The following is a 13,238-nucleotide window of genomic DNA, read 5'->3' on the forward strand; positions in this document are numbered from 1 at the left end:
TGATCCGCTCAGTCTACCGAAGCAACCCTCAGAAACGAGAAGAACGCCACGACCCAAAGGTCGTGGCGTTCTTCTTCATCGTGCGGAAAGACTAGCCAACTGTGGTGCCGTCAGCGCCAGTGTCGGCGTCAACAGTTGAAACAAACGTGCCCGGCAGCACATAAACGTATCCGCTCACCTTGAGCTCATATTCTGCCGCACTCGTCGATCCATCGATAGTTACTGTCTCTAGTGTGAAGACCCGAATACCCTCTTGAGCACTTCCCAAGAACCGGTGAACAGATTCGTAGTCGCCTACAACCTCAATGGTCACCGCAACCGAGACAAGACCAGGCACTGAGGAAACCTCTTGCGCAATCGCTGGCGATTCTGTGTCGACTGTGGTGGAGTCCTCTGCTGCGGCGTCGTCACCCTCTGCTGGCTCGGCCGTGGCTGTATCCGAAGGTGGCGCCACCGCTTCTTCTGCATTGATGTAGCTGATTTTCGCGAGTTTGACCCCCGCCTTCGCAGCCAAGGCTTCCAATTGGGCGGCAAAAACCGACGTGTCGTGCCCTGACGGGATTGCGCGCTGGAGGTCCTCTAGCTCAGCGAACAGCTCATCAGAATTCTCTGACAGTGTCTTCAATCGCGCCAGTTCCGCAGCCTTGACTTGGTTCTGAATTTCGACCTCGGCAAGCTGTGCATCCGAGTCTGCAGCCGCGTTGTACGCGGGCCCAACCCCAACCGCATATCCCGCAAACAGGATAACGATCACAGCCAAGGCGCCAATTAGTGTCCACAAGCGTGTCATGCTCATGATCCGCTCCCTTCATCGGTTGCTTCTTCAGTCGGCGCGGGAGTCGACGTGGGCTCTGCCGATTCAGACGGAGCCGGCGTGCTTTCTGGTTCCGGCTCTTCCGTCTCGGCCTCATCTTCAACACCATCGAAGCGATGAACGAGTGATTCTAGGTCGAGGAAAACCACCACATCCGCAGTGAACGAACCATCTAGCTCGGATTCGGCATTCACCAAGGTTGCGTCAAGAACGCCAGCGATACTCGAAGTGGAGCGGACCCACTTATCAGCGTCGGCTAGATTGGCGAAGCTAATTTCCATGCCGAACTGGGCCAGGCGGTCGGGGTCCAGGACTGATGTGTCTTCACCATACGGCTGAAACGGCGTCGACGTCTCGAAGCTATAGGACAGCACCGCCGCGCCAGTAGGCAGCTTCTTCCCTAAGGCCGCAATGGTGTCTTGTACTGACACTTCGGTTGACAGCGCAAAAATACGAGCACTCGTCGTTGACTGCACCAACTGTCCAGCAACTCGAACATCATTGTATTGACCCTGTTGTTCGATCAAACTCGATGTCAGCGCACGCGCATTCTCGAGCGCAAGGTAGCGCTGCAACGCATACAAGTTCATGCCTACAGACGCAAGAATTACGACACCAATAGCGATGATCGCAACAAAAATCGCCCGACCACGTGCACGAGCTGCAGCTTTTTTCTGGCCGACTTCTGGCGGCAGCAGGCTAACGTAAGGCGGGTACGCAGTGGGAACTTTCAGTTCCTTGCGAGCTTTGGGCGCCTTCTTCTTGTCGTCGCTCATGCCGAGACCCCCGTAACCAGTCCCAGTGCCACTGCCATGTCGAACGGCGATCCGGTTCCCTTGAGCCCACGAGATACCGCGGTCATGGTGAACGGATCAGGCAACGATGCTGGCGTCTTCGTGAACTCAGAAACCGTTTCGACGAGGCCGAGGAGCTGTGAGCCACCACCGGTCATGACGATCCGATCGATTGCACGGTTGTTACGCGCGTTCTGAAAGTAAGCGATCGTGGCACGAATGGCCATGAGCGTTTCATTGACCAGTTCGAACGAGACTTCAAGCGCGGGGCGCTGCTCAGCCGTAGCCCGCGCGGCCACTACACCCACGGAGCGTTTGATTGCTTCTGCGTCTCGCGTTGAGATGTCCAGGCGCTGCGAGATGCCCTTAGTGATGTCCGCACCACCGTTAGGCAAGAAACGGATGAAGTGAGGAACGTGCCCCTCCAACGCGACCAGCGTGGTCGTCGACGCTCCGATGTCGACCAACAGTGTGGTCATCGTCGAAAGCTCCGGTGTGGAAAACAAACGCGTAAGAGCGAAGGGTGCGAGATCCACATTGACGGGAGTGACCGACGCAGCGGATGCGGCATTCACGTTCACAAGAACGGGAGCCTTGATCGCGGCGACCAGCATGCCCTGCAACATCGGGCCGTTCTCGCCCACTGCCTCAGCAGCGGGATAAAAGTCTAGGAGGGCATCCGATGCGGGAACCGGCAAGAGATCCTGCACCTGGAAGGGCAGCGACTCGCGCACTTGGTTCAGCGGCAGACGTGGCACCGTGACATCGCGCGCGACAACTTTGGAATTACCAAAGCCGATCACTACGTCGCGAGTGCGGAAGCCGTTCGCCGACCACAACTTTTTGATGGATGCCGTTACGGTGGCGGAGTCGATAACTTCACCGGCGCGAACGGCGCCCTCTGGTAATGACACTTCGCCGAAGCGAAGCACCGTTGGCTTCTGAAGGTGCGGGTTTTCGACTTCAACAGCACGGATTGCTGTTGAGCCGATATCCAGCCCCACTAATTTCTTTCCCATAGTTCCCCCCGGGCCACGGTCAAACGAGACCGGCGGCCACCATATATCCATTCCACAGTTGTGAACCGAAAGCAATGCCTACCCACGCGCCCGCGATCATCCACGGTCCAAATGGGATGGCTGTGCGTCGGCCTGCTCGTCGAATAATGAGCAGTGCGATTGCAAATATGCCCCCGAGCAAGAATGCCGCAAAGGCACCCACTGCTACGACCCCCCATCCGAGCCACCCCAGGTAGAGGCCAAGCACGGCAGCTAGTTTGACGTCCCCCATGCCCATCCCGCGAGGCTGGATGATGGCGACGATGAAGTAAAAAGTGAAGAGTGCAGCGCCGCCGAGAAGAGCTCCGATGAGCGCTCCCCAGTCTCCGGTGCCAGCACTCGCGACAGCTAGAAGCACAATACCGACGATGATTGACGGCAACACAATGCGATTGGGCAACGTCTGCGTGTCAAGGTCGATGAGAGTCAGCGCGATTGAAATGGCTGCCAAGTAAAGGAACGCCGGCAATGCCCAAATAAGACTGGTTTCGGCGCCGATTACCGCCGCGACAAGACCAAAGGAGATTGCCGTCGCTGCTTCGACCAGGGGGTAACGAACCGCGATGGGTTCGGAGCAATCGCGGCAACGACCACGGAGCATCAGCCAGCCGAGCACCGGGACGTTGTCGTACCAGCGGATGCGGTGTTCACACTTCGGGCACGCGCTCGGCGGTGACGTGAGGTTTTCCCCACGCGGCAGCCGCCACACCACGACATTCAAGAAGGAGCCAACGGCAAGTCCAAGAATCACAGCGAAGATGACGAGTAGAGCAGTTGCTGTCATCGAGCGGCACCCGATGCCTCGTAGGCCGGCTCCACCTCAATCCACACGTTCACACCATAGGTGGTGGTCACGGGCGAAAGGAACTTCGGCGGCGCCGTGTACTTGAGGCGGCCATCGTAAACATAGTTCTTGACGTATCCACCACTACCGCTGCGCACAATTCCACGGAACTTCTGCGCGATAGCACCGTTGACCGTGAGTGTTCCGCGGCCACTTCCGATACTCGGGTTCTGCACTGCGAAGGTGTGGCCGACGGAGAGAATAGCCGCATCGATACGACGGTTCGTGCCGCTCAGCAAGGTGCTGTGGTAGTAGCGGTTGTCGCCGGTAGTCGGGTTCCAGACCCAGACCGCGTCGTTTCCGACAAGGCCCAAGACGTCTTCGTCTGCATTGTTGTACTTAATATCGCCGGTGATATAGATGTAATGTTCCGCCGACAGCGTGGTCTGGCCGCTGAGGGTGCCCTTGACGAAGAGGTCGCCGTTGCGGCATCCGTAGCTTCCGCTCGGAGCTGTTTCCGAGCTGATCGGGTAGCCGATGCCATTGCCGTTGCCGTTCGAGTCGGTGCGGTTGTTGGCACCAACGCAACTCAAACCGCTCGGACGGCTGGAGCTCGACCAGTAGTTGGGATCGCTAGACACGCTTGGCACATTCTGAATGTAAATGACGTTGCTTGGCGGCAGCGTGAAAGTTGCTCCTGAGGTGCTGTTTAGGGCGGTGATGCTGCCACAGGCGGCAGGCGTGCTACCGCCAGTTGCCGGCGATCCGGTTATCTGAGTTTTCTTAGTCCACGGTGAGCGAACGTTGATGGTGCCGTTCGAGTTCAGGGTGATCTGAGTTGGCCCCGTGTAGAGACATCCTGGGCGAGCTACGCCATCTGTTGTCAAATCGGACCGGGTTTCACGCAAGTGCTGTGAGTTAGTCGCGGGCATGCCGATCACCGGGCTGAAGCTCGGAGAACCAGGAACCTCGAAGTACTGTCCGCTGCAGTAGTTGCCGTTGGAGTCGCGGGAGTTGTACTTGTTGCCACTCGAGGGGCGGTAGCTCGTTGTTACGGCACCGAGGAAGCTTGCGCTGCAAATTCGAATCGTGTCGTTGGAGTGCACCGGACCGTCGATGGTGTCGCCTCCCGAGAACGCGATTTCACCACAGTTTCCAGAGATGCCGTCTCGACCATCCCACCAGTACTTGACGCAGCTATTACTAGCGCTGCTAAAAGTAGGGTCCATGATTTCGTAGTCGGTGAAGTACAAGAAGTCGATAAATCCAGATTGGCGTAGGTCTGCCACGATGGTGCGGGTTTCGCTGCCCACCTTGCCGGTGGAGCGAACCCGAATTGTTCCGCTGCTCTGGTACGCGGAGTTGTCGACTTCATACCGGAAGGAAGAGTTGTCGTTACTTCCCTGAATACTCACCCACGGGTCGCCCGCAGCGACATTGAACGCCGCGTTTGCATTCGTTCCTGTGGGAAGTCGAACGTCACTGACCGCAGAGAACGCTGCGGCGGGATTTCCGTACTGCACATACGACGTATCTTCGGACAACCGGCTCTGGTAATCCTCGACACCGGCATAGGCTGCCGCGAGTGACGCTGACCACTCCTGGGTGGCAGCAGCTTGGCGAAAGCCACCCGTCGCATAAGCAACGGCGGTCGTTACAAGCAAGCCAAGTACGACGGTGATGCCGATCACCATCGGGAGCGCTACACCCTGTTCGCCGCCAATACGGGCGCGAAGAAAACGGATCATCGATCGATTCCAATCCTGGAGAACCCTAGGTTCGGGATACCTACGGTGTTTTCGAGAGTCGCAGTTTTTGCTTCGCCCGAGGGGTCGGTTTGAACAGTCATTGTTACCTTTACTGCGGCAATCAGTCGACGGTCCGATTCAGAAAGCGTTCCACTCGCCGGTATCGTCAGCTCAACGTTCTCTTTCGTGTAGAACTGAAAAACCGGCGTGCTGCCGGGCGCGATTTGACGTACGACGGTGCGCTCAGAAGCGGGGGTGTTGTAGAACGAAAAATATCCCGATGACAGAACGCGCGCGTCCCAGCGAGTTTCTACCAACGTGCGGTCAGCGGTGATCTGAAACTGGACCTTGACCGGCTCAGGATTGAGCGCGTCGGTGTCGAGATACGCCTGCAACACGACGTTCTCGGGGCTCGCGGCACTGAACACAGGCTCGTTCAACGTCACAGACGCCACGGGGTTTTCCGTACCGGAGCGGATAACTCGTGTCAGTTCATTCATCGCGATCGTCGCCGCAGAAGTGTTAGCGGTTGCGGAACGCTCTACTGCGAACGTTCGTGTAAACGTGATGAAAATCGTCATCACCATCGCCATGAGCATGCCCATGAGCGCGATTGTCACAATCAATTCGGCGAGAGTAACGCCCGCCTCTTCTCGCTGCAGTCGCGACACTCTGCGGAAAAGTACTGCCCGCAGTTGCCCCATTAGGATGCCACCCGCGGGTCTACTGTGACGACACTGGCGACGGTATCCGTGGCGCCCACAATCGGGCTGAGGATATCGCCGAGTCCAAGAGAAACCCAGGATCCAGAGACCCGACGCTCGATCTCCCAAGTTCCGTAAGGCAGGGCGACGTATTGCGTGCTCGAGTTCAGCCTGTCAAAATTCAGCCTGACCGACTCTGTGCAACCAGGATCGCTGCTTCCAACGACTGGAGCTGTCGACGTGGCCCGGATGCGGGAGCCAGCGATCGACCTCACATCAACGAGGCCCATCGGCACAACCATGTCGACACTGTCGCCTGGATTTGCCGCGACGGGCGCGGGAGCGGGAGAGCGATAAGTGACGCCGGCAACCACTTCTTCTGGCCACAAAGCAGGATTAGGCGAAGCGCAATAATCTGCGGTGCTGTCAGGGTCTTCAGGCTTGGCGATGTATGTGCCGGCAAGCCCGACATAACCTGAGCGCCAAGGGAAAAGATCTACGCTGCGCGAGAGGCTCGACGAGCTACTTGACTCAGAATGGACTCCGTACGTGCTCACGAAGGAGGTATCCATATCGCGCGAAATCTCGACGTCTGCGGGAGCAGTCGCCGCGATGTAGTCCACATCGAAAGTCGCTTCCTCGTCATAGTTGAACGACACCGAACTTGCTGTACCTGCTACGACCTGAGTGAGTTGACTCGGCGAGCTCGACTGGCCATCGTCCGAAATATAGCCGGAACGGGAGACGCTCACGTCGTAGTTGCCTGGCGCCACTTTCAGGATGAACGTGCATCCTTCATCGTCTGTCGGGGCAGGAGACGTTGTCAGGCTCTGTGCGCCTTCAGAAGGCGATGCCGGGCTTGCGCTTACGCTTACGCCAGACGAGCCTTCTCCAGATCCGCCGATAACCGACACCAGAATAGTTCCGAGGTCGGGGTCGTTGATGCGGTCATTCGGAGCGAGCAGCGTGTCAAACTGAACAGCCTCAGTGCCTGCACGCATGTTGGGCCATGAGACCTCAACGTTAACGCGCTTGTACTGGAGGGTGCCGCCGCCCGAACCGCAGGTCGCGTCGACGTTGCTTGATGGAACCCAAGCAGTGGAACGAGTCACTGTGAAGACGTCGCCATTGAGCGTCTTGGTGTAAGTATCGTTGGAGAGCGTGAAGACGTCGCCGGCATCTCTGGCCAGGTCGACCTCTTGTGCAGCGAGGTTCGCGGCGACTACGCGAGCTCGATTGTCGCGGGTAATGGCGAGCACCGTAGACAGTGCTTGAAGAACTCCGAGCGAGACAATCGCGAAGATCATCATCGCCACGACAACCTCAAGAAGGCTCATTCCTGCGTCAGAGCTACGAAGACGCTGTAGAACCTTGTACATGATGAGCCCTTTCGTGCGGGTGTTAAGGGTTTGTGGGCAGTGCACGAGAGACAAATTCTCTCGGGAGAGCGATCACTCTCCGGGTGTGAAAACGGGGCGCCGCCGCTTGGCGACGCCCCGTTCACGCTCTAACTAAGGGTTACGGAGTCGGGTCACCGGAGAATACGGTGGTGCCGTTCTCGCTGTTGTAGGTCCAGGTCTCGTCGACGTAATCGAGGTGCGAGAAGACAAGAACGTAGGAGGTAGCGGTCGGCGTGACCGAGTCGATTACAACGCTCGGAGTCTGCTGGTAGCCGTTCGCCTCGAGCTCGGTCTCGTCGAGACCGGTGAACGAACCGTTGTTGCTCACGGCGAAGGTTTCTGCTGCGATAACGGAGTTGGCGATATCCGACTTGACCTGTGATTCCCAAGCGCCCTGGCGCTGGTTGAGGAAGAAGGGGATAGCGATCGCGGCAAGGATACCGATGATCAGAACAACAACGAGGAGCTCAACAAGGGTGAAGCCCTTCTGGTCGTTCTCGAGGTCGGAGCGCTTGCTGCGCAGTGCGTCATTCAAACGTGCAATCATTTTGGATTTCCTGTCTGTGGTTCGGATCTTGGACAGGGGCCCCCAGAAAAAATTAGCTTCTCAGCCCCCCACAAAAAATACTCTCAACATGTGGGCTACCTGAGAATCCCACAAACGGGGGTGAACTGCCCGAATCACGCCCCCAGTCTGAGGGGTCATAAGCGCGTCGCAGCGCATTTTGTGCCTTTTTCAGGAGTACAGAGACCCTCACGAGCACGGTTGAGCCGGCAGCTCAGTTACGTAAACCGAGGCGGATAGTTCATCTCACGCAGCTCGATTTCCCCACTTGTTAAAGGCCAAACGGGGGCACCGCGACTCGGGTCGCGATACCCCCGCCTGGGGCTGCTAGGTGCCTATTGACTAGGTACTACTTGATCTGATCGAAAATCGCGAAGATAGGCATGTACAGGGCGATAACCATGACGCCGACGATCGCACCGATCACGCCAATCATGAGGGGCTCAATGAGCGCTGTGAGCTGTTCCGTAGTCTTCTGAACCTCATCGTCATAGAAGTCAGCGATCTTCGACAGCATGACCTCCATCGAACCGGAGTCCTCACCCACGGCGACCATCTGGGTCACCATTGACGGGAACACCGACTCCTTTGCGAGAGGGGCCGAAACCGACTGACCCGAGCGAACAGCATCCGCGACCCGGCGCAGAGCTTCCTCGATCACATAGTTGCCCGAGGTCTCTCCCACGATCGAAAGTGCCTGCAGAATAGGCACGCCGGCGCCGAGCATGGTGCCGAAGTTGCGGGTAAAACGTGAGATGGAAACCTTGCGGAACAGTGGGCCGAAGACCGGCATCCGCAACTTCCAAGGATCAAGGAATTTACGCACTCGTTCGGTGTGTTTGTTCTTCCCCCACCAGACGCTGAAGGCTATCCCTCCGACGAGCAAGATCGGAGCGACGATCGTCATAGCATCCGACATCCACACCAGCATCTGGGTGAGCAGCGGGAGTTCACCGCCGAGGTCCGCAAACATCTGCTCGAAGACCGGAACGATGAAGAGCAGCATGCCGACGACAGCGGCAATCGCCATGATGAGCACCACGACGGGGTAGGTCAGCGCCGACTTAATAGTTCCGCGAAGTTTAACCTCGCCCTCGAAGTTGTTAGCGATCGACTCAAGTGCGTTGTCGAGGAACCCGCCGGTTTCACCGGCGCGAACGAGGTGGATCATGATCGGCGGGAAGACAGTGCCGTGCTTCGCGAACGCGTCCGAGAGTGTGCCACCGGTTTCGACATCCTGGCGAATCTCAGCCAAGGCTTTAGCCAGGGTCGGGTTCTCGGTTTGCTCCGACAAAATGACGAGCGCGCGGATCAGAGAGAGACCCGAGGAGATCATCGTCGACATCTGTCGGCTCATCACCGCGAGATCATCAAGACCAACACCCTTCTGGAAGAAGGAGATATTGATCTCCTTGTTCAGTCCAGTGCCGGCGCCTGCTTCTGTGACCGAGATCGGGCTGATCTCCATCGAGCGTAAGCGGGTGAGCACGGCGTTCTCGCTCGAGGCGTCGATCCGGCCTTTGACGACCTTGCCCGAGTGGTCACGGGCCTTGTATTCATACGACTTGGTGGTGGAAGAAGGTGCAGCCATTAGTTGGGTACTCTCGTCGAGCTATCGCTCATCAATCGATGCATGCCCTCAGGGTCATGCGACTTTGCAAGTGCGGCTTCTTCGGTGATAGCGCCCGACTTAGCCAGACCGGCAAGGTGCTGGTCCATCGTGTGCATTCCGCCACTACGACCCGCCTGCATCGCCGACGGGATCTGATAGATCTTGCCCTCACGAATGAGGTTTCCGATAGCCGGAGTCATCGTGAGCACCTCAGTGGCCGCAACTCGGCCCTTGCCGCTGGCTTTCCGCACGAGAGTCTGACAGACGATGCCTTGGAGCACGGCCGCAAGCTGCGTACGAACCTGGCCCTGCTGGTGCGGCGGGAAGACGTCAATGATGCGGTCAACGGTTTGAGCAGCGTCCTGCGTGTGCAGCGTTGCGAACACAAGGTGACCGGTCTCTGCTGCGGTGAGCGCAATCGAGATCGTCTCAAGGTCTCGAAGCTCACCAATCAAGATGACGTCGGGGTCTTGACGAAGAACGTGCTTGAGCGCTGCCGTAAAGGAATGAGTATCGCGGCCAACTTCACGCTGGTTGACGAGTGACTTCTGGTTTCCGTGCAAGAACTCGATCGGGTCTTCGACCGTAACGATGTGGTCAGCACGCGTGCGGTTGACGAGGTCGATCAACGCGGCGAGCGTCGTCGACTTTCCCGAACCGGTCGGGCCCGTTACGAGAACGAGTCCACGCGGCAGGCCAGCGAACTGGCCAACGGATTCTTGGATACCGAGATCCTTGAGCTGCTTGATCTCGGTAGGAATGATTCGGAAAGCAGCGCCAAGGTTTCCACGATCCATGTAGAAGTTCACGCGGAAACGAGCAGCTTCAGACAGTTCGAAAGCAAAGTCGAGCTCAAGCACTTCGAGGAACTGTTCTTCTTGCTTTGCGTCCAGGATGCTGAACAGGGCCTCGCGAGTGCGATCCTTATCCCACTCGCCGATTCCCTTCAGCGGCTGAAGCCCACCATCCACACGGATCATGGGAACAGCACCCGAGGAAATGTGAAGGTCAGAAGCGCCGGTGTACACAACTTCTTTGAGCGCGTCGAGCAGCTCAGGGCTCGACCCCTCACGTGCCGTGAGTTCCATGTCGGGGCGCGCTTCGCGAGCCTCTTCAACGATCTCAGGAACCGAGAGAAGCTGTGACTCACGCGAAGGCGTTGGCTCGGCAGCGCCGAAACCACTCGTGAAGCTCAAGAGCCCCTCGTCCACTCCGGGCGGCGGGAAGTTCAGCGCCTCATCAACCTCAGGCGCGGCATCCGGGAGATCCAGAAGGCCTCCCTGGGCAGCAGCCGACGGTGGCGGGAATGCCATCGTGGGTGGATCCAACGGGACCTCGTTCAGAACTTCGGTCGGGCTATCGCCGGCGCCGGAGGAGTCCTCCGTGAAGTACGGAACCTCGGCAGCTGTCGGCGACGGAACGGGTGCTGCGGGCGGAGCCTCGGCAACAGGTGCAGCCTCCGGCACCGGCATCGAAGCACCAGCGGCTGAGGTCGCCGCCGAGGTCTGAGACATCGCGCCGGCGGCAGCCTGGCGGAACAGTTCGTCGAGCGAGTCGATCGAAGTGACCGGTTCGGTAGCCATGCGGCGTGCGCGACGCCCACCCTCGGCAGCGGCATCCGCTGACGGCGTAGCGGCGGGCTCAGCCGGAGCCTGCGCTGCAGGTGCAGGCGGGGCAGGAGGTGCGGGAGGCGCCGAAGCGGCAGATGTGTCGGTGCTCTTGATCGAGCCAGACGGCGGTGGAATCGTCGGGAGCGGCGATGCTGGCACCGTTGCGGCCGAAGCCGACGGTGCAGCACCCGTTTGCGCCCACTCGGGGAACGCCGATGCCGCTGAAGCCTGCGGGCTGCCAACACCGGGAACACTGGTTCCTGGTGTGGGCGGTGGAGCATCCGCAGGGACACTCTGAGCCGACGGTGCGCTCTGCCCCTTCGGTGTGAACAAACTTTCGTCTACCGATTGCGACGGGATGTCGTAAATCCGCTTAGCCATAATTCCCCCAGGTACTTCGTCTTATGCGACGACGCGCAAAATCTCTTCGATGGACGTCAAGCCCAGCTGAGCCTTCGCCCAACCGTCCATGCGCAGAGTGCGCATCCCCTGCTCGATCGCGACGCGGCTAATTTCCGCGCTCGACGAACGAGCAACAGCAAGACGTTCGATCTCTTCGGACACTGCCATCACTTCGTGCAGTGCAATTCGACCGCGGTATCCCGTCTTGGAACACACGGTGCACCCGACAGGTGCATACAGGGTCGGCATCGGACCTTCTGGGTTGAAGCCGACCTTCAAGTTCACGAGATCCTGCGGGTTGTGAGCCGCAGGCTGCTTGCATCGATCGCAGAGGCGTCGCGCAAGTCGCTGAGCGACGACACAGTCGATGGCCGAACCGACCAAGAATGGCTCAATGTCCATCTCGATCAATCGGGTGATAGCGGCAGGTGCGCCGTTGGTGTGCAGGGTGCTCAACACGAGGTGGCCGGTGAGAGCGGCTTCGATCGCAATCTGCGCCGTCTCTTGGTCTCGGATCTCACCGATGAGAACAACATCCGGGTCAGAACGCAGAATCGAGCGCAGCGCACTCGCGAACGTGAGCCCCGCCTTCGGGTTGACCTGCACCTGGTTGATGCCCGCCATGCGGTACTCCACCGGGTCTTCAACCGTGATGACGTTGATCTCCGGGCGAGCAACGGCATTAAGGGTGGTGTACAGCGTCGTCGACTTACCGGAACCCGTAGGACCGGTAACGAGGATCATGCCGTACGGCTTCGTGTACGCCTCTTTGTAAATCTTGGCGTTGTGCTCGAGCAGGTACAACTGGCTGAGGTCGAGCGTCGTGTTCGAGTTGTCGAGAATACGCATAACGACTTTTTCGCCGTACACGGTCGGCAGGGTCGCGACACGAAGGTCGATCTTCTTCTGACCATGGATGACCGAGATACGACCATCCTGAGGCTTGCGACGCTCGGCGATGTCCATCTCAGCCATGATCTTGAGGCGCGAGATAACACCGTTCTGAATCTGACGCGGAGCTCGCTGCATTTCGTGCAGAACGCCGTCAATACGGTAGCGGACGCCGAGGTCATGCTCACCGGGCTCGATGTGAATATCCGACGCCTTGTCTTGGATGCCCTGGCTAATCAGCAGGTTCACGAAGCGAACAATAGGGGCGTCGTCTTCAGTCGGCTCATTGTTGTTCGAGGCGAGCGCGACATCCGTGGAGGTCGCTTCTTGCTCAAGTTCACTGGAGAGGCTAGAGAGTTCGCCATCAGCGCGGTGGAACCGGTCGAGGGCTGCTTGGAGGTCGCTGCGCTCAGCAACGACGGTGCGCACTTGGCGACCGGTAGCTGCACGAATGTCATCGAGGGCAAAGATGTTGCCGGGATCGACCATGGCGAGCACGAGGTATCCCTCGCTGAACGCGATGGGCAAAACCTCGTGGCGGCGGCAAATCGAGGCCGGTGCAAGCGCAACAGCCTGGTGATCGACCGCAAAGTCAACGAGCTCAACGAACGGCACTCCAGCCTGCGCAGCACGCGCGGACGCGAGTTGTGCCGGCGAAATTGTTCCGCTGTCGAGTAGATTTCTGACGAGGGCTTCCTCATCAGAGTGCGAAGTTCCTACAGAATCAATGCTCTCAATCGGCATCATTCCGCGAAGAATCAATACTTCAGCAAGTGTTGTCACGCGTGCCTCCCCCCAAGGTCCTAGCGGAGTCCAACGCTAATCGACTCACATCTGCACCACTAGCCCCACTTGT

The 13,238-nt window shown here is 58.6% G+C and carries 11 protein-coding genes; all 11 read right to left on the minus strand.

Annotated features, from left to right (window positions below; translation table 11 throughout):
- Window positions 1–91: 91 nt before the first annotated feature.
- The gene (locus ACWFSR_RS12080) at window positions 92–796 is read right to left on the minus strand and encodes a hypothetical protein (protein ID WP_447522451.1); all 705 of its coding nucleotides are present in this window, start codon (window positions 794–796) and stop codon (window positions 92–94) included.
- Window positions 793–1,590 carry a fimbrial assembly protein gene (locus ACWFSR_RS12085; protein ID WP_447522452.1) on the minus strand — a complete coding sequence of 266 codons (798 nt, stop codon included), beginning with the start codon at window positions 1,588–1,590 and terminating at the stop codon, window positions 793–795. Before ACWFSR_RS12085 ends, ACWFSR_RS12080 begins: the two co-directional genes overlap by 4 nt.
- Window positions 1,587–2,627: a type IV pilus assembly protein PilM gene (gene pilM, locus ACWFSR_RS12090; RefSeq protein ID WP_447522453.1), complete on the minus strand. Its 1,041-nt coding sequence runs from the start codon at window positions 2,625–2,627 to the stop codon at window positions 1,587–1,589. Before pilM ends, ACWFSR_RS12085 begins: the two co-directional genes overlap by 4 nt.
- Before the next feature lie 19 nt (window positions 2,628–2,646).
- A complete protein-coding gene (locus tag ACWFSR_RS12095) occupies window positions 2,647–3,450 on the minus strand; it encodes a prepilin peptidase (protein WP_447522454.1) in 804 nt (267 codons plus the stop codon).
- Window positions 3,447–5,198 (minus strand): hypothetical protein, encoded by a 1,752-nt coding sequence (locus tag ACWFSR_RS12100; RefSeq protein WP_447522455.1) that lies wholly within the window; start codon window positions 5,196–5,198, stop codon window positions 3,447–3,449. The genes ACWFSR_RS12095 and ACWFSR_RS12100 overlap by 4 nt, the downstream gene beginning before the upstream one ends.
- Window positions 5,195–5,902 (minus strand): pilus assembly FimT family protein, encoded by a 708-nt coding sequence (locus tag ACWFSR_RS12105; protein ID WP_447522456.1) that lies wholly within the window; start codon window positions 5,900–5,902, stop codon window positions 5,195–5,197. Before ACWFSR_RS12105 ends, ACWFSR_RS12100 begins: the two co-directional genes overlap by 4 nt.
- Window positions 5,902–7,281: a type IV pilus modification PilV family protein gene (locus ACWFSR_RS12110; RefSeq protein WP_447522457.1), complete on the minus strand. Its 1,380-nt coding sequence runs from the start codon at window positions 7,279–7,281 to the stop codon at window positions 5,902–5,904. The genes ACWFSR_RS12105 and ACWFSR_RS12110 overlap by 1 nt, the downstream gene beginning before the upstream one ends.
- Before the next feature lie 139 nt (window positions 7,282–7,420).
- The gene (locus tag ACWFSR_RS12115; protein WP_447522458.1) at window positions 7,421–7,849 is read right to left on the minus strand and encodes a prepilin-type N-terminal cleavage/methylation domain-containing protein; all 429 of its coding nucleotides are present in this window, start codon (window positions 7,847–7,849) and stop codon (window positions 7,421–7,423) included.
- Between the two features lie 367 nt (window positions 7,850–8,216).
- Window positions 8,217–9,458: a type II secretion system F family protein gene (locus ACWFSR_RS12120; RefSeq protein ID WP_447522459.1), complete on the minus strand. Its 1,242-nt coding sequence runs from the start codon at window positions 9,456–9,458 to the stop codon at window positions 8,217–8,219.
- A complete protein-coding gene (locus ACWFSR_RS12125) occupies window positions 9,458–11,470 on the minus strand; it encodes a PilT/PilU family type 4a pilus ATPase (RefSeq protein WP_447522460.1) in 2,013 nt (670 codons plus the stop codon). The genes ACWFSR_RS12120 and ACWFSR_RS12125 overlap by 1 nt, the downstream gene beginning before the upstream one ends.
- Window positions 11,471–11,491: 21 nt before the next feature.
- On the minus strand, window positions 11,492–13,165 hold the full coding sequence (locus ACWFSR_RS12130) for a GspE/PulE family protein (protein WP_197106481.1): 1,674 nt from the start codon (window positions 13,163–13,165) through the stop codon (window positions 11,492–11,494).
- Window positions 13,166–13,238: the final 73 nt, after the last annotated feature.

This window comes from Salinibacterium sp. NYA9b (assembly GCF_976973725.1).